This window comes from Prosthecobacter sp. (genome assembly GCF_044226605.1).
Classification (GTDB): domain Bacteria; phylum Verrucomicrobiota; class Verrucomicrobiia; order Verrucomicrobiales; family Verrucomicrobiaceae; genus Prosthecobacter.
The window spans coordinates 202,752-222,571 of the sequence record NZ_JBGAGS010000002.1 but is presented as its reverse complement, the minus strand read 5'-3'; the positions used below and the strand labels follow the sequence as shown (position 1 = coordinate 222,571).

Annotated in this window: 19 protein-coding genes; 8 read left to right on the top strand and 11 right to left on the bottom strand. The window is 60.0% G+C overall.

Going from position 1 to position 19,820, the window contains the following annotated elements; translation table 11 throughout:
• Nucleotides 1–35 precede the first annotated feature (35 nt).
• From ACILSO_RS03080 to ACILSO_RS03055, 6 genes are read right to left on the bottom strand one after another with little or no spacing between them, the layout of a single operon-like run.
• Complete coding sequence (locus ACILSO_RS03080; protein WP_395735897.1) at nt 36–1,019, bottom strand: AAA family ATPase; 984 nt, start codon at nt 1,017–1,019, stop codon at nt 36–38.
• On the bottom strand, nt 1,016–3,643 hold the full coding sequence (locus ACILSO_RS03075) for an AMP-binding protein (RefSeq protein ID WP_395735896.1): 2,628 nt from the start codon (nt 3,641–3,643) through the stop codon (nt 1,016–1,018). Before ACILSO_RS03075 ends, ACILSO_RS03080 begins: the two co-directional genes overlap by 4 nt.
• Nucleotides 3,630–4,472, bottom strand: coding sequence for a hypothetical protein (locus tag ACILSO_RS03070; RefSeq protein ID WP_395735895.1), 843 nt, complete (start codon nt 4,470–4,472; stop codon nt 3,630–3,632). The genes ACILSO_RS03075 and ACILSO_RS03070 overlap by 14 nt, the downstream gene beginning before the upstream one ends.
• Nucleotides 4,469–5,230 (bottom strand): class I SAM-dependent methyltransferase, encoded by a 762-nt coding sequence (locus ACILSO_RS03065; RefSeq protein ID WP_395735894.1) that lies wholly within the window; start codon nt 5,228–5,230, stop codon nt 4,469–4,471. Before ACILSO_RS03065 ends, ACILSO_RS03070 begins: the two co-directional genes overlap by 4 nt.
• Nucleotides 5,227–7,044, bottom strand: coding sequence for an asparagine synthase (glutamine-hydrolyzing) (asnB, locus tag ACILSO_RS03060; RefSeq protein ID WP_395735893.1), 1,818 nt, complete (start codon nt 7,042–7,044; stop codon nt 5,227–5,229). The genes ACILSO_RS03065 and asnB overlap by 4 nt, the downstream gene beginning before the upstream one ends.
• A 5-nt stretch (nt 7,045–7,049) precedes the next feature.
• On the bottom strand, nt 7,050–8,018 hold the full coding sequence (locus ACILSO_RS03055; RefSeq protein ID WP_395735892.1) for an alcohol dehydrogenase catalytic domain-containing protein: 969 nt from the start codon (nt 8,016–8,018) through the stop codon (nt 7,050–7,052).
• A gap of 82 nt (nt 8,019–8,100) precedes the next feature.
• Between ACILSO_RS03055 and ACILSO_RS03050 the strand changes: the two genes are divergently transcribed.
• Entirely contained in the window at nt 8,101–8,835 is a 735-nt protein-coding gene (locus ACILSO_RS03050; RefSeq protein WP_395735891.1) for a DUF1003 domain-containing protein, read from the top strand.
• A gap of 1 nt (nt 8,836) precedes the next feature.
• Here the strand turns inward: ACILSO_RS03050 and ACILSO_RS03045 are convergent, their stop codons facing one another.
• Together ACILSO_RS03045 and ACILSO_RS03040 are read right to left on the bottom strand one after the other, a co-directional pair.
• Nucleotides 8,837–9,094, bottom strand: coding sequence for a hypothetical protein (locus ACILSO_RS03045; RefSeq protein WP_395735890.1), 258 nt, complete (start codon nt 9,092–9,094; stop codon nt 8,837–8,839).
• Between the two features lie 231 nt (nt 9,095–9,325).
• Nucleotides 9,326–9,802, bottom strand: coding sequence for a cupin domain-containing protein (locus ACILSO_RS03040; RefSeq protein ID WP_395735889.1), 477 nt, complete (start codon nt 9,800–9,802; stop codon nt 9,326–9,328).
• A 131-nt stretch (nt 9,803–9,933) separates the two neighbouring features.
• On the opposite strand from ACILSO_RS03040, the gene ACILSO_RS03035 reads away from it, so the two are divergent.
• The 4 genes from ACILSO_RS03035 to sufD are packed head-to-tail and all read left to right on the top strand — an operon-like array spanning nt 9,934 to nt 14,036.
• Nucleotides 9,934–10,389, top strand: coding sequence for a Fur family transcriptional regulator (locus ACILSO_RS03035; RefSeq protein ID WP_395735888.1), 456 nt, complete (start codon nt 9,934–9,936; stop codon nt 10,387–10,389).
• Nucleotides 10,390–10,409: 20 nt separating this feature from the next.
• Entirely contained in the window at nt 10,410–11,165 is a 756-nt protein-coding gene (sufC, locus tag ACILSO_RS03030; RefSeq protein WP_395735887.1) for a Fe-S cluster assembly ATPase SufC, read from the top strand.
• Between the two features lie 29 nt (nt 11,166–11,194).
• On the top strand, nt 11,195–12,643 hold the full coding sequence (gene sufB / locus ACILSO_RS03025) for a Fe-S cluster assembly protein SufB (protein WP_395735886.1): 1,449 nt from the start codon (nt 11,195–11,197) through the stop codon (nt 12,641–12,643).
• A 34-nt stretch (nt 12,644–12,677) separates the two neighbouring features.
• Nucleotides 12,678–14,036 (top strand): Fe-S cluster assembly protein SufD, encoded by a 1,359-nt coding sequence (gene sufD, locus ACILSO_RS03020; RefSeq protein ID WP_395735885.1) that lies wholly within the window; start codon nt 12,678–12,680, stop codon nt 14,034–14,036.
• Nucleotides 14,037–14,097: 61 nt separating this feature from the next.
• Here the strand turns inward: sufD and alr are convergent, their stop codons facing one another.
• Both alr and ACILSO_RS03010 read right to left on the bottom strand, forming a co-directional pair.
• Nucleotides 14,098–15,219: an alanine racemase gene (alr, locus tag ACILSO_RS03015; protein ID WP_395735884.1), complete on the bottom strand. Its 1,122-nt coding sequence runs from the start codon at nt 15,217–15,219 to the stop codon at nt 14,098–14,100.
• A 15-nt stretch (nt 15,220–15,234) separates the two neighbouring features.
• Nucleotides 15,235–15,810 (bottom strand): DUF1802 family protein, encoded by a 576-nt coding sequence (locus ACILSO_RS03010; RefSeq protein WP_395735883.1) that lies wholly within the window; start codon nt 15,808–15,810, stop codon nt 15,235–15,237.
• Between the two features lie 87 nt (nt 15,811–15,897).
• On the opposite strand from ACILSO_RS03010, the gene ACILSO_RS03005 reads away from it, so the two are divergent.
• Genes ACILSO_RS03005 through ACILSO_RS02995 form a run of 3 tightly spaced genes read left to right on the top strand, consistent with a single transcriptional unit; the run spans nt 15,898 to nt 18,406 of the window.
• Nucleotides 15,898–17,295: a DUF1501 domain-containing protein gene (locus ACILSO_RS03005; protein WP_395735882.1), complete on the top strand. Its 1,398-nt coding sequence runs from the start codon at nt 15,898–15,900 to the stop codon at nt 17,293–17,295.
• Nucleotides 17,292–17,807: a hypothetical protein gene (locus tag ACILSO_RS03000; RefSeq protein WP_395735881.1), complete on the top strand. Its 516-nt coding sequence runs from the start codon at nt 17,292–17,294 to the stop codon at nt 17,805–17,807. The genes ACILSO_RS03005 and ACILSO_RS03000 overlap by 4 nt, the downstream gene beginning before the upstream one ends.
• Entirely contained in the window at nt 17,807–18,406 is a 600-nt protein-coding gene (locus tag ACILSO_RS02995; RefSeq protein ID WP_395735880.1) for a methyltransferase, read from the top strand. The genes ACILSO_RS03000 and ACILSO_RS02995 overlap by 1 nt, the downstream gene beginning before the upstream one ends.
• Here the strand turns inward: ACILSO_RS02995 and ACILSO_RS02990 are convergent.
• A complete protein-coding gene (locus ACILSO_RS02990) occupies nt 18,375–19,760 on the bottom strand; it encodes a neutral/alkaline non-lysosomal ceramidase N-terminal domain-containing protein (RefSeq protein ID WP_395735879.1) in 1,386 nt (461 codons plus the stop codon). The genes ACILSO_RS02995 and ACILSO_RS02990 overlap by 32 nt on opposite strands.
• Between the last annotated feature and the right edge of the window lie 60 nt (nt 19,761–19,820).

Here is a 19,820-nt window from a genome sequence, read left to right as displayed (position 1 = left end):
GCCGGATCAAAATGGCAATCTTTTTGAGAACCGGTCTATCGTTTTGCCATCATCGTTTCCACCGCTGCCACGGCCGTCTGCATGCGCTGCTCCCAAGAGCCGCTGATTTTTACATAGGGGCGATTTGTGGCGATGAGCGCCTGCTCGCAGCGCTCCAGGAACTTGGCGCCGTCATTGGGAAGATAACGCACCACATCGGGCACCCAGGGGACATCGACATCTGTGAGGAGATAGAGGTCGGCGCGGCGTGATTCCGCCAGTGCGGTGACTGCGGGATCTGTTTGGCCAAACATGAACTCAGACCACACGCGGGTGGCGAGGGGATCGGTGTCGGTAAAAAGAAGGCGGTTGGCGTGGGGTGCGAGTGCGTCCTCACTTGCTGCCTGACCGCGCGCGATGTCGGGGAGGTCTGCGGGGTCGAGTTTGCCGTCACGCCATTCGAGCAAGGTGCGGGCGTATTCGGGCACGGCGAGGGTTTGAAAATGCGTGGCGAGATTTTGTGTCAGCGTGGATTTGCCGGTCGATTCGGGGCCGAAGATGCAGACGCGTTTGGCATACCAAGCACGCACCGGCGGGGGAATGAGGTCCCAGTGTTTGTAGGGATCTGCACGCACAGCAGTGCCGCTGACAGGGCGAATGCTGCGGTCTGGGTTTACGGGAATGAAACGACCGCCGAGGACTTCGGCGAGTTTTTGGCCGTAGGGTTCGGAAGCAAAGATCACTTCGGGACGGCAGGGCAGGATGCGCTGCAATGCGGTCTGCCACAGATGCCAGAAGTCGGGGTGCTCGGAAGGATCCTGTGGCAGTTCTTCATCGAGATGCACCACGTTTACGCCGGGGAAAAGCTGGCGCATCCATTCAAAGCGCAGGTGGCCGGGGATGGGTTCACGCTGGAGCGTGCCGACGACGATGGTGAGCTCTTTGACAAAGTGCCGGGCGAAGTCGCCGAGATAGACATGGCCGAAGTGAGGCGGGAGGAACTTGCCGAGCAGCATGCCGGTCTGTGCAGGGTGTGTCATGGCGTGGCGAAGAGTTCTGCATGGCGCAAACATCTGCGCAAGTAATCGGTGGTGATGTTTGGAAACTCGATGCCGCTGCCGACGATGGCCTGCGTGGTGTTGCGCATGTCAAAGCGGACACCGGTGCTTTTGAAAAGATTGAGCGAGCGGTGTGAACTGTGGCCTGCCAGCGTGGAGACAGCGTTTGATGGCTGGCTGGTATGAAGCGCGGCGAATTCAGCCTGCGTCACCGGTTTTGGACTGGCAATGTGAAAGATGCCCTCGGCATTGCGGTGGATGAGATGGGCCATGACGCGTGCTGCGTAATCGACTGGCGTGAGGTCACACTCCTGCATGGCATTCGCAGGAAGGTGAACGAGTCCTGGCAGGGCGAGTGTGAGCCAGTCGAGGGCTGGTCCCCGCCCTGTTTCTGTGTTTAGCGATAAAAGGCCAAGGCGGTGAACTGCTGTGCGCAGTCCACGATCACGGGCCTGCAGCACGAGCTGCTCGGCGACCCATTTCGTCTGAGCGTATCCACCATGTACCTGCGTGATGTCCCGGCGCAGGTCGTCTTCGCGGCAGCATGATTCCGGCGGGTCGGCATCGACGAAGACCGAGAGTGTGGATGCATAGTGCAGGGTCTTGGCGCGGCCTGTGGCGCAAAAGCGGAGAACGTTCAGCGTGCCGGTAACCTGAGTGGGCTCTAGCTCGGCATAGGGGGCAAACAAGCGCACATCTGCCGCAAGATGAATGACTGTGTCCACCTCGGAAGCGCGCTGCTGCCACTGTGCTTCATCCCAGCCGAAGCGCTCCAGGCGCACATCCCCGCGCAGAGTGCCACCGCGAGACATGGCGAGCACACGTCCGCTCAGCCTGGGCAGTAAAGCGGTGCCGAGGAAGCCTGTGGCGCCTATGATCAAAATGCACTGAGGAGGTGATGCAGCGGCGGATTGGAAGGCGAGGTCCACGCGGAACCTACCCTGCAAGGCTTCGCGTGACATCGCTTCGGTGGCGTTTTCATGGATCAGGCGAGTAACGCCGGCGACGGAGCGGCCACGATGGATTGCATCTGCTGGCAGCGGGACGCCACGCTCAGCCGCGAGCGCCATGAGTGAGACGACGGCGAGTGAATCACCGCCGAGGTCGGTGAAGAAATCTTCGTGCAGACCGATCTCAGCAAGCTGCAGGCTTTGGGCAAAAAGCTGGCGCACGAGCTCTTCATCTGAGGAGAAAGCGGTGGCGGCCTTGGGTCCTGTCGTCTCAAACAAGGCAGACTGTATGGCCGCGGCATCTGGCTTGCCGTTGGCAAGGCTCGGCATGGAGTCAGTGACCAGCCAGGCGGAAGGAATCATCCAGCCGGGAAGTGTGGGTTCGAGCAGCGCACGGAGTGTGGCGGTGTCTTCGGTTGATTCGACACAAGCGGCGAGCAGCATGCGTGGGCCGCGACTCCAGGGCAAAACATGAGCACGCCTGACGCGGCCGGTTTCCAGCAGCACGCGCTCGACTTCCTCCGGGCAGATGAGGCGGCCGTTGAGCTTGAACTGGCGATCCACGCGACCGAGGAATTCGTAGCCGCCGTTGTCGTGCCTGACGACGAGATCGCCGGTGCGATAGGCTTTGCCGCCATCGACAAAACGATGGGCGGAGAATTCCGGCAGCCACGGATAGCCGAGCGCCACCGGGGCACCGGAGATGCGAAGCTCTCCGGGTGTGCCTGAGGGCAGTTCGCGCCCTGAGTCATCACAGACGGTGTAGGCGATGCCGGGAATGGGATGGCCAATCCATGGGCGGTCCCAGTGCGCATCGCAGACGATCATGCTGGTGCATATCGTGGCCTCGGTGGGGCCATAGACATTGATGAGGCGTGTGCGGGAGGCCCATTTTCGGATCACGGAAGCTGCGCAGACCTCGCCGCCGATGATGATGGTTTGCAGAACGGCATTATCATCGAGGTAGGGCAGCAGTGCAGGCGGCAGATCGACGTGGGTGATGCGCATGCGCTGGATCGAGGTCAGATCATGGGGCTTCTGTTGGTCAAAGCACAGAGCAGCGCCAGCGAGCAACGCGGTGCCTATGTCTGAAAGAGAGGCATCAAAGCTGGTGCCATGCATCCAGAGGCAGCGACTTTGTGGTATGATCTGAAACAGCTCGATCTGCGCCGCCAGCACGTTGGTGAGTCCGGCGTGAGAGACGAGCACGCCTTTGGGCTGACCGGTTGAACCGGAGGTGTAGATCAAGTAGGCCGGGGCATTGAGACTGGTGGGAGGAATGGTTTCGCGGATGGGCGCCGCGATAACCGGATCTTTCTCATGCAACACAAAGACTGGAGCTGCCTCTTGCATCATTTGCTGAAGGCGCAGTGCGGGCGTGTGTACATCCAGCGGCAGAGCCACCGCCTCGCACAACCAGACAGCAATGATGCCAGCCACGAAATCGGGCGATCGTGGCAGAAGAATGGCCACCGTGGAGCCTGGCGTCACGCTGTGCTGCTCCATGTGTGCCCGCAGCTCCAGTGCGCGCCGCCAGAGCTGCGCGTAGGTGAGGACTGTGCCTTGTGCGGTTTCGATGGCGATGTTTTCAGCATGAGCCTCGACCACGCGGGCCAGATTCCAGACGAAGGAACGCGTGGCGTCAGGGCTGCACATAGTCAGGGAGAGTGCTGCCACGCGAGCGGTTGTCCGCATTCGGTGCTCCACGGCCAGCGGCGGCATCATCCAGATGCACGATGCGGAAGTCCAGGCTGTAACGCGTGCGCTCCAAGTCGTGCGGGAGGGTTTTGTGATAATGCGCCCCGGAAAAAATGAGGTGCTCCCCGGCACGGCAGGAGAAGCCTTCGGCATGAGCTGGCATCGTTTTTTCCAGCGATCCGGGATACTTTGCGGTGATGCCGGAGTCGCGCTTCTGCCAGCCGATTTTCAGTGCGGGGCCGTCCTTGATCCAGTCGGAATAGTCAAAGATCTCGGAGTCATTGGCCACGGGCTGGCTGAGTTGATCGGGATAAAAGACGAAGGTTTCCTCTGGCTGCAGATCATGCAGGGGCACCCACCACACGATCATGCTCTGAGAGTGAGCATACCAGGTATCGCGATGCGGATAATACACGGGCGCAGCGAGGGGATTGCGATGGCCGCCGGGCTGGACCACACGAAGGCGGATGGGATCAAAGGCCACGCGAGCGGGGTCCAGGCCGCATTCCGCCACTACATCGCGCACGCGCTGATGGAACTCGGCCTCGAGATAGACGATGCGGCGCAGCGCGCCGATGCGCGAGAACATTTCCTCCGCACTCAGATGCAGGTGAGCCGTGCGGATGTCCTCCAGTCCGAGATGCTCCTGCATGAGATCGATCACGCGGGAAACGAGGGACTGCGAGGCGGCGTCCGCTGGCTTGAGAAACACCGCGCCATCAAAGACCTGCTGACGCATGGCGAGATTGTCCGCCGGGAGGGATGTTTTGAAGAAGGGACTGTTCATAGAGGTTTGCGGGCTATGACGATGCAACGGGGGCTGTTGAGCGTGAGGGGCGAGGCGTCCACATCGCCGAAAAATGTCACGTCGGTGAAGCCAGCACCTTCGAAGAGGCGACGCAGCGCAGCGGGATCGTACAGGCGAACTGCACTGTGATGAACGATGCGGCGGCCATCTTGAAGGAAGTAGGTCCACTGCTTGCGGATGACATTGGCGGAGAGGTCGAGGGTGCTTTCTCGAATGAGGGTGACCTCGCCGTTGCGAGTGATGACATGCGGCAGGAAATGGCGATAGAGGCCGGGCACGTTCATGAAATCGAGCGCGTAAAAACCGCCTGCGCGCAGCGACTCCCAGGCACGACGCAGCATGAGCTGATTGGTGTCATCTGATTCGGCATAGCCGAAGCTCGTCCACCAATTGAACACGGCATCGCATGGCGGGTCAGCTTTGAAAACAAAGGCGTCCGCGACTTCGAATGAAGGCGCATTTTGTATGGTGCCTTCGCGATTGCGGGCGCGCTCGATGTAAATTGGAATGAGGTCCATGCCGCGCATGGCATAGCCGCGACGAGCGAACTCCCAGGTGAGGCGGCCAGAGCCGCAGCATTGATCCAGCACTGAGGCACCGGGCTGGAGATGGAGCTGCTGGATGAGGAAGTGGGCGGATTTTTCGATCTCTGCCGCGCTGGTTTGCTCCAGCAGCATGTTGGCGAGGTTTTCATCGTAGAATGTCTCCCACCAAGGCGGGGTTGTGGTCGTGTTCATGTCATGTGGTAAGTTTGATGGAGCAAGGTCGCGGTGAGGAGTTGCATGAGCACGGGATCGAGCCGGGTGCGCTCTGGCTCTGGGAGAGTTTCGAGGTGCGCGCTCCAGTCGAGAACGGCGCGATGATCCAGCAACGGCAGGTTTCGGCAGGCGGTGCTGTGCAGGGTGTCCTGAACGAAGTCCCTCGTCTGCGGATCATGCGAAAGCGGTGGAGCGAGGAAGGGATGTTTTGGGCGGAGACGCACGGCCTCTGGCACCAAGCCGCGCAGGGCCTCGCGCAGCATGATCTTGGAGCTGTCTGCGCTGAGCAGCGCCTGCGCGGGAATGCGTGCGGCGAGTTCAAACAAAACATGATCGAGAAAAGGCAGACGTGCTTCGATGGAGTGGCCCATCTCCGTGCCATCGCCAAGCGTGCGCAGGATGTACTGAGCGAGAGACATGCGCGCCCAGAGCCAGGCGCTCTGCCGTGCGGGCAGGGCCTGGGTTTGGTCCATCTCTGCGAGGGTGCCGTCGAGGATGTGCTGGGAGTCGAACGGCTCACGCGTGAGGGCAGCGAAGTGCCTGCCGGTGGCGAGCTTGGCGCGAAGGAAGGTGGGCAGCGCAGGGAGCCAGGAAGGACTGCGCCAGTGCTCTTCGGCTTCGCCTTCGGCGGGGAGCATGACGCCACGTTGCAATGCGAAGGCGGCAGCGGTGCCGGTATGGTCCTGCTGCAAATGGGAGTAGCCGAGGAAGGCTTCGTCCGCGCCTTCGCCTGCGAGCACGACTTTGAAGCCAGCCGCATGAATGGCACGCGCGAGCAATTGCTTGCCGACGAGCTGGCCATTGATGGCGAGGCCTTCGGATTGATGCACCGCAGCAGGCAGATGCGTGACGAGGTCCTGGCGCGACACGGCGACCTCGTGGATGCGGAACTGCGGCAGGGCATCTGCGCGCACCTGCGGGCCTTCATCGTAGCCCGGAGCATCGAAGCGAACGCAGAAGCAGTCCACCGGACCGCGCTGGGCGGTCAGCGCCGCGACTGCTGTGGAATCCAGGCCACCGCTGAGGGCACAGGCCACGGGCACATCGCTGCGGAGGCGGAGATGGACGGCTTCTTCAAAGGCTGCACGCACGTCCGCGGGTGTGATGGTGGCATCCGGCTCGAAGGAAGGCTGCCAGTAGCAGCTTTCGCGTGCGCCGTTTTCATGGAGCACGAGCAGGTGGGCGGGTGGGATCTGGCGAACACTGGCGAAGAGGGTTTCACGTGGTCGCAGGTACTGATGCGCCAGAGAATGCAGCAGGGCGGACTCGTCCCAGCGGGGTGCGACTCCCGCCGCGAGCAGGGCTTTGACTTCGGAGGCGAACAACCACTCGCCTCCTTGCTGAATGAAATGCAGGGGCTTGATGCCAAAGCGATCGCGTGCGGCGATGAGACGGCGGTTTGGCTCGTCCCAGAGGAGGAAGGCAAACTCGCCGCGCAGATGGCGCAGGCAGTCCAGGCCATGCTCCTCGTAGAGATGCACGAGCAGTTCGCTGTCGCTGTGAGTGGCAAAGACGTGACCGCGCGATTCCAGACCGGAGCGCAGGCGCTCGAAGTCGTAGAATTCGCCATTCACCACGGCGTGGATGGTACCGGACTCGTTGCTGAGCGGCTGGCGGCCATCCGCGAGTCCCATGACCGCCAGGCGCACGGAGCCGAGGCCAATGGCAGCGTCATCTGAGAGCCAGATCCCCGAGCCGTCAGGGCCGCGATGTTTCATGGCGCTCAGGGCAGCCTGCAGGCGCGGCCGAAGCGTGTCTGGCTGCGAATGGTAAATGGCCGCGATGCCGCACATAAATTTCAGCCGTTGGGTTTGAAGTAGATTTTCAATGCTTCATCGGCACAGGCTGCGGCAAAGGCTTGCGCGTGATCGTCCAGCGACCATTCGCTGCCGACAAAGCCAGCGAGCTTGTGGGCACACCTGCCGAGATAGCCCATGGCGCGGTCAAAGGCGGCGTAGTGGACGCATTGGATGCGCAGGCGCCGGGTGATACAAAGCAGCTGGGGCAGGAACAGCGCGGCAGGCGTGCGGCTTTTCAAGACAAGCAGGCCGCCGGGCCGCAGCATGCGCAAGGTGACCTCCGCATTGGCGGAGCAGAGATCTGTCTCCACGACGGCATCGAATTCGCTTTCGTGGCCTGCTTGTGATGAAACCAGTTCGGCGGAATAGCCATGGTCTTCCAGAATGAAGTGCGTCAGCTTTGCGATGCGGCCCACTCCCGTGACGGCGATCTTTCCTCTGGGTGGAAGCCCTGCATCCAGAATCGCCATGGTGGCGGCGAGAGGTTCGGCATAGGCTCCGACGGCATCGCTGATTTCATCTGGCAACGCGTAAACTTGGGATTCGTGCATGACGATCCATTGAGCGAAGGCGCCGTCCTGGTGAATGCCTAAAAAGCCGGCATGCGCGCAGTCATGCGGACGCAGCGCGCTGCACTCTGGACAGATGCCGCAGGAGAGCAGCGGGTTGACCACAACGCGGTCGCCCGTTTTGAAGCGCGAGACGGCGGCCCCCACAACCTCGACCACGCCGGTGAACTCGTGGCCCAGCACACGACCGTCTGCGACGAGAATGAGTCCCTGGGCGGCATAGACATCCGTGCGGCAGATCGCGGCGCGAGATACTTTGATCAACACTTCTTCATCGGCCGCCACTTCAGGCACGGGCTTTTCCAGGCAGCTCACGCCTGCTGCATTCCTGACCAGCGCCTTCATCCACCCGCGAGGACGTGAGGCTGGAGTGGGGGAGGCATGCGACGGTTTCGACATATATAGTGTATAAAACACACGAACTAAGAATTAGCAAGGATGAATTCCGAATGACGAATGCGCGGGCGATGTATTATCGGGAATGGAATCCATTCGCACGAAAGCCTCCAATCAAGGGATCTGCGCCGTCACCGGTAAATCGCAGCCGGCTTCCAAGCTGCTGGTGCTGCGGGAATTGCGGCCCAATATTGCCAGCACGCTGCGCGACCGGCACCCCGAACTGGCGGATGATTCGCGAGTAAGCCCTGATGCCGTAAACGCCGCGCGGCTGGAGTATATGCGCAATCTGCTGGAGACGCAGGTGGGAGACCTGACGAAGCTGGACGAGGAGGTGGTGGAGAGCCTGCACAAACACGAGGTGCTGAGCGAGCGCCCGCTTTCTGAGATCGAGGAGGATCAGAAGCTCACTTTTGGCGAGCGGCTGGCAGACAAGATTGCAGCCTTTGGCGGGAGCTGGAGTTTCATCATCTCCTTCTGTCTTTTCTTGGCGCTGTGGATTGCCGTCAATGCCGGGGTGCTGCTGAAGCAGCCGTTTGACCCCTACCCTTTCATCTTGCTGAACCTGATGCTGTCGTTTCTGGCATCACTGCAGGCACCGGTGATCATGATGAGTCAGAACCGACAGGAAGCACGCGACCGCCTGCACGCGGAAGGCGACTACAAGATCAATCTGAAGGCTGAGTTGGAGATCCGCCACCTGCACGAAAAGATGGACTACCTGCTGCACCAGCACGCCACGAAGCTGATGGAGGTGCAGCAGATCCAGCTGGATTTGCTCAAGGAACTGGCACACGGACGCCACAAGCCTCACACCTGAATCACGTGGAGCGTGGCAGGGGTCCCTGCGGCTTGAGTTTGATCCGTTGAGCCGGCAGGCGGGCACCGGCTTTGATCCACTCACTCAGAATCCGGACGTCTTTAGCGGAGATGGCATGACCGCTTGGCGGCATGGCTCCTGGGATTTCATCGGGGAATGTTACGACTTGGAAGAATCGGCTGGCCTGAGGTTTCCCAGGCACGATCCAGTGGGAGCCGATGAGCTTCGAAAGAGCCTGTGTGTCGTTGATCGGTGGCATGGACGAGAGGCGGTTGTCGCCGTGACAATGAACGCACTGATGCTCCAGAACGGTGAGCACAGGCCCCCAAGCGTCGGAATCGGGGCTTACGGGCACCGATTTATCGCTCCAAGTTTGCTGGGTGCACGAGGCTACCAGGGCGAGACAGGCAGAGATCAAAAGCCGCTTCATGCCTTAGCATGCCAGCACGCGATGAACTTAACATTGCAATGCTTGCGCAAAGATTGCGCCTTACTCTTCGCCTTTGAAGTATTCGACCTCCTGCATCTCGAAGGATTTTTTCTGCGGTTTGACCATCCATTTGCCGGAGTCGGGGTAGTGGATAACGTCCGCCTGAGGCTGGTCGGCGATGACGATGAAGGTCAGGTCTTCGGAACCGGTGTTGATGAGTTGATGCGCCTCGCCGGGTGGAAAAAGGAGGTAGTCGCCGGCTTTGACGGCCTCCTTGCCCTTCGGGGAACGCGCTTGGCCGCTACCACTGAGGATGTAGTAAGCCTCCCACTGCGCGGCATGAGCGTGGAAAGGAAAGTTGATCTTTCCCGGCGCAAGGCGCTGAATTTCAACGTCAAAGGGATGACCGCCGCCCCAAGTGCCAATGTCTTTCTGGCCGCCTGCGGCAATGGAAAGCGAGCGCCGGGCCAGGCTGTATTTGCCTTTCGGGGAGGTCTGCTGAGTCCAGGGGAGGTCTTCGGCGTGGGTGCGGGTCATGGGGCAGGTTGTAGCATGTGGAGGGCGGTTTGGCGTGATTTGGAGCAAAGAATCTTCGGGGAAACCGGCATCCCCGCTTGCCAAAGGGGCGTACCCCATCCAGTTAGAATCATTCTAATTCTAAAGTCACCATGCCGCCCACCCCAAACCGCACTCCCTCCAAACCTTCCGGTCTGGACTGCCGTCTTGCCGTGCTGGGTTCGGACGTGCGCCTGACGCCCCACCGGCGCGAGGTTTTCGAAGTGCTCGCCTCCTCGACGGATCACCCGACGGCCTACGACATTCTGGACCGGGTGAAGAGCCGCAGCCCGGGGATGTCCCTGGCAACGGTGTATAACTGCCTGGAGCACCTGACCACCGCAGGCCTGATCAAGCTCGTTCACCTGGAGCGCGGCCAGTCGCGCTACTGCGCGAACCTGCATGAGCATGTGCACTTCCACTGCGAGAAGTGCGGCAAGGTAATCGACGCTCATCCGGCGGCTGATTTTGATCCCGCCAAGTTTTGGAACCTACCCGCAGGAACGAAGGTTGCCCGCACGGACCTGGCCATTCACGGCACCTGTTCGGCCTGCGCTACGAAATCATAAAACACCCATTTCTACACCCCATGTCCCTCGAAATTAAAGCCCTCCACGCCCAGATCCCCGGCCGCGAAATCCTCAAAGGCCTGAACCTCACGATCAATCCCGGTGAAGTCCATGCCATCATGGGACCGAACGGCTCCGGCAAGAGCACGCTGAGCAAGGTGCTGTGTGGCCACGAAGACTACCAGGTAACCAGCGGCGAAGTCCTTCTGGACGGCGAAAACATCCTCGACATGGCGGTGGATGCCCGCAGCCGCGCCGGCCTTTTCCTCGCGTTCCAATATCCACATGAAATCCCGGGCGTGAGCAATGCGAACTTTCTGCGTGCCGCGCTGAAGGCCCGTCTGCCGAAGGGCGAGGACATTGATGCGATCAAGTTCTACAAACAGCTCTACGCACGCATGGACCAACTGGAAATGGACCGCAGCTTCACCAGCCGCAGCGTGAATGAAGGCTTCTCCGGTGGTGAGAAGAAGCGCAATGAGATCCTGCAGCTCATGATGCTGGAGCCGAAGTATGCGATCCTGGATGAGACGGACTCCGGCCTGGACATCGACGCGCTCAAGATCGTGTCCCGTGGTGTGAACGCCATGCGCAGCGAGAACCGCGGCTTCCTCGTCATCACCCATTACCAGCGCCTGCTGAACTACATCCAGCCAGACATCGTACACGTCCTCATTGACGGTCAGATCGTCCACACCGGTGGCAAGGAGCTCGCCCTCAAGCTTGAGGAGAAAGGCTACGACTGGGTGAAGGAGGAGCTGCTGGCGGCTGCGTAACCGCACTCAAACCCAAAAACTTTAACCCTATGGTCACTGCCCCAGACACCACTCTCGAAGCACACGCTTCCGAGATTCCCGACATCTCCGACATCAAGGTCGACAGCGTCGGCGACTTTACATTTCCTGAACGCAACAAATATGATTCGGGCTTTGGCATCACGGAGAAAACCGTGGATTACATCGCCGATGTGAAAAACGATCCTGAGTGGATTCGTGAGTTCCGGCAGAAGGCGCTCAAAGTTTTCCAGGAGAAGCCCATGCCCACTCATTGGGCGACGAAAGATCTGGAAAACATCAAGTTTGATGAGTTCCGCTACTACCTCAGCGACGGGCAAAAGCCGAAGCGCTCCTGGGATGATGTGCCCGAGGATGTGAAGAAGACCTTTGACCGCCTGGGCATTCCTGAGCAGGAGCGCAAGTTCCTCGCGGGCGTGGAGGCGCAGTATGACTCCGAGGCTGCGTATTCGAACATCAAGGCGGCTGTGGAAGAACAAGGCGTCATCTTTGTGAACAGCACGGAAGGCCTGCACAAATACCCGGAGATCTTCAAGAAGTGGTTCGGCAAGGTCATCCCGACGGGAGACAACAAGTTCTCCGCGCTGAACAGCGCGGTGTTCTCAGGTGGCTCCTTCATTTATGTGCCGCCGGGCGTGAAGGTGAGCCATCCGCTGCAAGCGTATTTCCGCATCAACAGCGAGCAGTTTGGCCAATTTGAGCGCACGCTCATCATCGCCGACGAAGGCTCCGAAGTGATGTACATGGAAGGCTGCACGGCGCCGAAGTTTGAAACGGCCACGCTGCACAGCGCGGTGGTGGAACTCGTGGCCATGAAGGGCGCGAAGATCCAGTATGTGACGGTGCAGAACTGGAGCAGCAACGTTTTCAACCTCGTGACCAAGCGCGGCATCGCGCACGAAGACGCCGAAGTTCGGTGGATCGACTGCAACATTGGCAGTCGTCTGACGATGAAATACCCGGGCGTCATCATGAAAGGCAAGCGTGCTCGTGGCGAGGTGATCAGCATCGCACTGGCAAACAGCGGGCAGCACCAGGACACGGGCGCGAAGATGATCCACGCGGCGGACGAAACAACGAGCAACGTCATTTCGAAATCCATCTCCATCGGGCAGGGGCGCAGCACCTACCGCGGGCTGGTTCACATCCCGAAGCACCTGAAGGGCTGCAAGAACAACACCGAGTGCGATGCGCTGCTGATCAACAGCAACAGCCACACCGACACCTATCCGGCGATCAGCGTGCGAGGCAATCAGCATTCCACGCAGCACGAGGCCAGCGTAAGCCAGGTGAGTGCGGACCAGATTTTCTACCTCATGCAACGCGGCCTGACCGAGGCCGAGGCGATGAGCCTTTCGGTGAACGGCTTCATCAACGACCTCGTGAAGGAATTCCCAATGGAATACAGTGTGGAATTGAAGCGCCTGATCGACCTCGAAATGGAAGGCAGCGTCGGCTGATCAAACCCGCTGCGTTTCAACACCCCCGCCTGCCATGTCCGCCACTCTCGCACCCGTCTCCAAAAACACTTCCGTCCCAGTGCCTCAAGAACCCGAAATCTCCTCTCCTTCCGGCCTCGAAATCACCGTACCTGTACGCGATGAACAATCCGCACCGGGGTGGTTTCTGGCCCGCGCTGAAGCAGCGTGGACCGAATTTCAGAAGCTGCCGATGCCCGGCCTGAAGGATGAGAACTGGCGCTACTCGAACTCGAAGAAGATTGAACTGGCAGACCACACACCGGCTGCTGCGCCAACGGATGCCAACACCGCCGCGGCTCTGGAGGCCACGCAGGGGCTGAAGGAACGTGCTGCGCGTTTCGTTTTCGTGAACGATGTGCTGGTGGAATCCGAGACGAGCCATCTGCCCCCGGGCGTCGTCTGCGTGACGTTTGCCGAAGCGCTGCGCGATCATGGCGAGGTGCTGAAGCGGCACTTCATGCAGCGTGAGATGACGCTTGGTTCCGCGAAGTTTGCGGCGCTGCATCTGGCGCATGTGAAGGCGGGCACGGTGATCCTTGTGCCGAAGAATGTAGCCGTCGAAAAGCCGGTGGAAATTTTCCACTGGGTGGTGGGCGATCATGCAGCCATCTTTCCGCATACGCTGATTGTCACGGGTGACAACGCCGAGGTGAGCGTGGTGGATCATTACCGGAGCCTCGATGGCGAAGGCGGACTGAGCATCGCCATCGCCGACCTTGTAGGCGGACGCGGCAGCAAGATCACCTACGCGGCCTGCCAGGAGCTGGCGGATGATGCGCAGGCGCTGCACCTTTCCAGCATCGTTGCCGGACGTGATGCCGCGGTGAAGAGCTTTCAGGTGCAACTGGGTGCGAGCTTCAGCCGCAGCGAGAGCGTTAGCGATCTCATCGGCGAAGGCTCACGGAGCGACATGCTGAGCGTGTCTCTGCCGATTGGTGAGCAGATCGTGGATCAGCGCACGCTGCAGAACCACAAGGCCCCGCACGCGAGCAGCGACCTGCTGTACAAGAACGCGCTGTATGGCAAGTCCCGCAGCATCTTCAGCGGTCTCATCACAGTGGATGAAGGCGCGCACTACACGGATGCGTACCAGACCTGCCGCAATCTGCTTAACAGCAACGAAGCCGAGGCGACGAGCCTGCCGGGGCTGGAGATCAGCGCGGACCAGGTGAAGTGCAGCCATGGCGCGACGAGCGGACCGATCAGCGATGAAGAGCTCTTTTACCTCAAGGCGCGCGGAATCAGCGACAGCGAAAGCCGCAAGCTGATCATTGAAGGCTTCCTGGCCGGGGTGATCGAGCGTTTTGGCAATGGCGAACTGCTGGACACCCTCGTCGCCCGCATCGACGAGAAGCTTGAACGGGCGGAGTAACGGGCGGTTGCGGAGTGCTGCGGGTTCGGAGACCCGCGCGCCCGAGGCTGCATGTGAAGCTTTAGACGTACACCCGTGGCACGCGGGTGTTGATGTTGGTCAGCACTTCGTAAGGAATGGTGCCGGCGGCATCTGCCACATCCTGGGCGGTGATCGTTTCGCCGCAATCGCTGCCAATGAGGGTGACAACATCGCCGTTGTAGGCAGTGCCCCATTCGAGGTTCACCATGAACTGGTCCATGCAAACGCGTCCAACAATGGGGTGGCGCTGGCCACGAATGAGGACGGAACCGCGATTTGAAAGAGCGCGGAAATAGCCGTCCCCATAGCCCACCGGCACGGTGACAACACGCACAGGATGATCACTCTTCCAAGTGCTGCCATAGCTCACGGCACTGCCAGGCTGCACGACTTTAAAGTACACGACCTGCGATTTCCAGCTCAGGGCCGGCACCACGGGGACGGTACGCAGCGTCTCCTTGGAGGGATAGATGCCATAGAGCATGATGCCGGCACGAACGAGATCAAGATGGCTTTCAGGGAGCTGGAGAATGCCACCAGAATTGGCGATGTGACGCAAAGGGGGCTGAAGTCCGTGCCTGGGATAGAATTCAATCACTTCGAGGAAGCGGGAGAGCTGTTCGCGAGCGCCTGCAAGGTCCGTAGAATCAGAGTTGGCAAAGTGCGAGTAGATGCCAGCGACTTCCACGTGGGTGAAGGTCAGGCTGGCCTCCAGCAGCTTTTCGGCGCTGTACCAGTGCACCCCGATGCGCTCCATGCCGGTATCGATCTTCAGGTGCACGCGCGCTTTTTTTTTCACAGCAGCAGCCGCTTCATCAATCTGCCGCAGTTTGTCGATGGACGACGCCGCCATCATAAGGTCGTTCGCGATGAACTGCGGTATCTGGCGGGTGGCCACGCCACCGAAGACCAGGATGGGCACGGAGATGCCCGCCTGGCGCAGCGTCACGGCCTCCTCCAGCAGAGCCACCCCAAAGCACGGAGCTCCGTGAGCCATGAGGCGGGACGCCACTTCCACAAGACCGTGCCCGTACGCGTTTGCCTTCACCACCGGCATCACCTGCGCCACGCCTACGTGGGCACGGATGGCGTCATAGTTCTGAACGATGGCGCCGAGGTTGATTTCGGCATGGGCGGGTCGGATGGCGTCGGTCGGGTTCAAGTCTCGAACATTCGACTAACCCAGGATCGCTTTCAACTTTGCTGATATATCCACGAATGCCTCATCACTCAGCGCCGGGGTGGCGGCAGCAGCCAGCGGCAGACCCTCTTCGGGAAGGGTGATCCAGGAGCGGCAGCCGCCATAGCTTTTGGCGTACGGGAAGTGCCAGTTCTGCGGCAGCTTGTAAGCACGGACGAGGGCGACATGCAGGCAGGTTTCATCGTCGTAAACGAAGCGTTCCTTAACCACTTCTTCGTTCCAGATGTGGAGCGGGGCGAGGGCGGCGACTTTGTCCCAGTCGGTGACCTTCCAAACCTGCTCCAGAGTGGCGCAGCCGTCGATATCGACGCTCGTCCGCTGCTCTTCGGGCGGAAAGTCGCGCTGGGTGTTCTCAGGAACCCAGCCCAGCTTTTCGGCCTGATTGTGGAACCAGGTGGGAAAGAGGAAGAACTGGCGGTGCTTCCACTCGAAGCCGCCACGGCCCTCATGGATGCCGCCTTTGCGCAAAATGATGCTGAGGCGGCCCTGCACGAGGGCATCGCAAACGAAGGACCATTCTTTGAATCCGGTGGGGGTGGGGAGGTTGGGCATGGCTGCGGATACAACGCCGCCATGTCCCCCGCAAGTGCTGGCAGAGTGCGGAAAGTGCGGCATTCTGTGTCACGTTTGATTTTACACATGGGTCCTTCTTTCAATACCACGGGTGCCTGCACCCGCATCAGCCGTCGCCAGCTTCTCTCCGCCGGCGGACTGGGTATGTTTGGGCTGACGATGCCGCGCTTTCTGCGGGGTGCTGAGAATGCGGGCATGGAAAAGCTGGTGGCACGGGCGAAATCAGTGATCTTCTGCTTCCAGTGGGGAGGGCCGAGCCACTTGGAGACCTTTGACATGAAGCCGGATGCACCCGAGGGCATCCGTGGTTTTCACAAGCCGATCAAGTCCAACGCGGATGGCATCTGGGTTTCCGAAAAGCTGCCGAAAACGGCGAAGGTGATGGACAAGGTCACACTGGTCCGCTCGGTGCATCACACGATGAAGAACCACAACAGCGCAGGCTACTACGCGCTGAGCGGGCATGCGCCGCCGAGCGATGACCAGCGGCTGAAAGATTCACCCGATTTGTTTCCCGCCTACTCGTCCGTTGTGGACAGGATAGCGCCTCTGAAGGGGGAAATCCCCACCTCGGCCACGTTTCCGTACATTGTGAGTGACGGCTCGGTGACTCCGGGGCAACGGGCGAGCTTTTTGGGCAAGGAACACGATCCGTTCCTCGTGTTGCGGGATCCGAGTGCGCCGGGATTTGCACTGCCGGAGCTGAGCCTGCCAAGCGGGGTGAGCTTTGAGCGGTTGAGCGCACGGCGTGAACTGCAAAAAATGGTGGATGCCCAGACGCGGCTGCTGGACTACTCCGCCGAGGCGCGCGGCATCGAAAGCTACTATGACAAGGCATTGTCCATGCTGCACAGCGAGAAGCTGCGCGCGGCCTTTGATCTGACGAAGGAGCCGGACAAGGTGCGTGATGGCTATGGACGCTCACCCTATGGGCAGAGCCTGCTGCTGGCGCGGCGGCTGGTGGAGGCGGGGGTGAAGTTTGTGACCGTGAATTTTGCGCAGAGCATCGGTGGCCAGAGCACGACCGAAGGCGGGTGGGATACGCATGGCTTCAATGACACGCGGATGTTTCCGATCATTGAGAAATATCACCTGCCCATCACCGAGCAGACGCTGCCGACTTTCCTGACGGATCTGGACGAGCGCGGCCTGCTGGATGAAACGCTCGTGGTCTGGGTGGGTGAATTTGGCCGCACGCCGAAGATCAACAAGAACATCTCCCGCGACCACTGGCCTCAGTGCTACACGGCGCTTCTGGCGGGCGGCGGTGTGAAGCGTGGCTACGTACACGGTGCGTCCGACAAAAACGGCGAACACCCAGCTGACAAACCAGTGAAGCCGGACGATCTCGCAGCCACGATGTATCACCTGCTGGGCATCCAGCCCGACACGGAGGTGCGCGACGTGGTCAACCGCCCCGTGCCGATAAGCTATGGCAAAGTCATCCAGGAGATCATCGCATGAAATCACTGCTCGCCTCCATCTGCGTGCTGGCCTGCGCCAGCCTTTCAGCCAAGGACCTTGGCATGAACCCGTTTTTCAAGCACTACATCGGCACGTGGAAAGCCGCGGGTGAACTGAAGGGCGACAACAATGTTTTGGACATCAAGGAGGAATGGACCGGCGCCGCCGAAGGCGAAAATTCCTTTGTGGTCAAAGGCACGCGCACGATCAACGGCGAGGCGCAGCCGTTTCAATGGACGATCACTTACAACGAAGGCGCGGACAGCTACGAAGCCATTCTGTCCGGGGAGGAAAGCTCGCAAACGATCCACTTTGAAGGCCATGTGTCGGAGGTTAATCTCACGTTTGAACTCAAGGCTGTGACAGGCAATGGCGACAGCAGCATCACCATTCAAGAATCCTTTGGTGATGAAGCCAAAGAGGTGATCGAAAGCAAGGTGACCTTCACTGGCGACACCGGACAGACCACCCTGCAGGGAGTCATCAAACACGAAAAACAGAAACAACCGTAGTGAACGTCACAAACTGGGACCAGGCCTATCAGGAAAATTTCACACCGTGGGACAAAGGCCAGCCGGCCCCGCCGCTGGTGGAATGGGTGGCCCGGCATGCGCTCACGGGCCGCGTGCTGGTGCCCGGCTGCGGTGTGGGCCATGATGTGGCTCATCTCGTTTCCCGCGACATTGATGCCTACGGTCTCGACATAGCACCAACGGCCGTGGCGCGGGCGAAAGAACACTACCCGCAGCTGGCAGAGCGATTTGAGTGCGCGGATTTGTTCAACTTTAAGTGCCAGTATGACGCCATCGTGGAGCATACCTGCCTGTGTGCGCTGCCTCCGGAATGGCGGGGAAAGTACCGGGACGCGGTGGCTTCCTTGCTGAAACCCGGCGGATTGCTGGTGGGTGTGTTCTTCATCAATCCCGAAATGGACCCCGGTGAAACGGGACCTCCTTTTGGCATTTCAGAAGATGACCTCACGACGCTCTTCGCCGAAGACTTTGAAGTGATCGAAAATTATCTGCCGGGGGCGGCCTACCCGGGTCGCGAAGGCCGCGAGCGCCTGCGCGTGCTACGGCTCACGGGTGGTCCTGAATCTGCCCGGCGCTGAACTCCCGCGGGACGAGCTGCTTCACAGTTCCCGCGATGATGTTTTCAATGCCCGGAGCAAAGCGAGTGGGGCGACCATAATAGATCATGGCTCCGCCCCCTTCATAACCACCCTCCTCCCAGATGCGGTTTGAGGGGATGTAGCAGGGCACATCGTTGGTGTAGCTGTTCACCCAGGTGCGGGCAGAATCGAACTCGTTTTTGAAGCGCAGACTGTAGTCCACCACGACTTCGCCAGGCAAATTGATGGTGAGAAGACCGCTGCCATAACTCCAGACCTGAATCTCATAGGGTAGAGCAGGAGAGATTTTCTCCCCGCGCTCCAGAATGGCGAGGTGCTTTCTGGCGTGGTAGGCCGTCCATTTGTTTGGATCGCTGGCGCGGACCTGCCATTCTTGCTTCGTCGGCAGTTTGTCGAAGGGTAGCATGACCTCCTGGCGCGCGCAGTTGAGTGGTCCGCTGAGGGGGAGCATGGGCCCATTGATCACCCGCACGACTTCTTTGGCAATGCTGACCCCATGGTCGATGGCGAAGCGATTTTCCGTGCGAGGGTAGGGATTCTGATCCGCGCCACAGCCAATGGCGATCAGGCAGATGGAATCTGGAAAGCGTAGTTCCAGCTCTTCATGTGCCAGACCCGCCCAGTCTCCGTGGATCTCATTGATGCCGAGCGTGGTGCAATGACATGCATAACTGGCGTGAGTGGCGATGAGTTTTTTCCCATTGGCCGATCTGATGCAAAGCACCGGGAGGGCACGGTCCGAAGGCCCGCTAAAATTTTGGGCATTTTGAAACCCCTTTTCCGTTTTCAGCCGGCGATTGAAGGCAAAATAGACCTTTCCGGAGTTCCACTCCACCCTCGCCGGCTCCATCTTGTCCAAGGCCTGAAGAATAATCCCGACGACATGGACGGTGAGCTCCTCAGTGTAACGTTCAATGTGTTTCGCATGCTCCTCCGGCAGATCTTCACCAAAGAGAAAGGGGAGAACGCCTTTGAGCATGGGAGCGCAATGCGTGTGTGTGGAATGCAATGCGAAACGCTCGGCAGGAAGCCCCCTTCCCCGGGCGGCCAGACGTTTAAGGATTTCGGCCCGGACTTCCGCAGGCACGCCGCAGTTGTCCACGCTGACCATGACCGCGGGTTCATCGTCCTGCCATTGCAGCGCCAGAGCATTGGCATGGAGGCGCTGCGCCACTTTTTGAGTTTCAGAAGTGCGGCTGCCATAGCCGCTCAACCGCACCGGATAGTCCGGCGTGATGTCCACATCCGCCGCGCCTGCTTTCCAAGAACCAGTGGTTTGCGCAGGCAAAGACGCCTGGATGAGCAAGAATATCGGGAGGATGATTCGTCGCATTTACCCGATTATGGGCAAATGCGACAATCCCTGACAAGCATAATTCTGATGGGCGCGGAC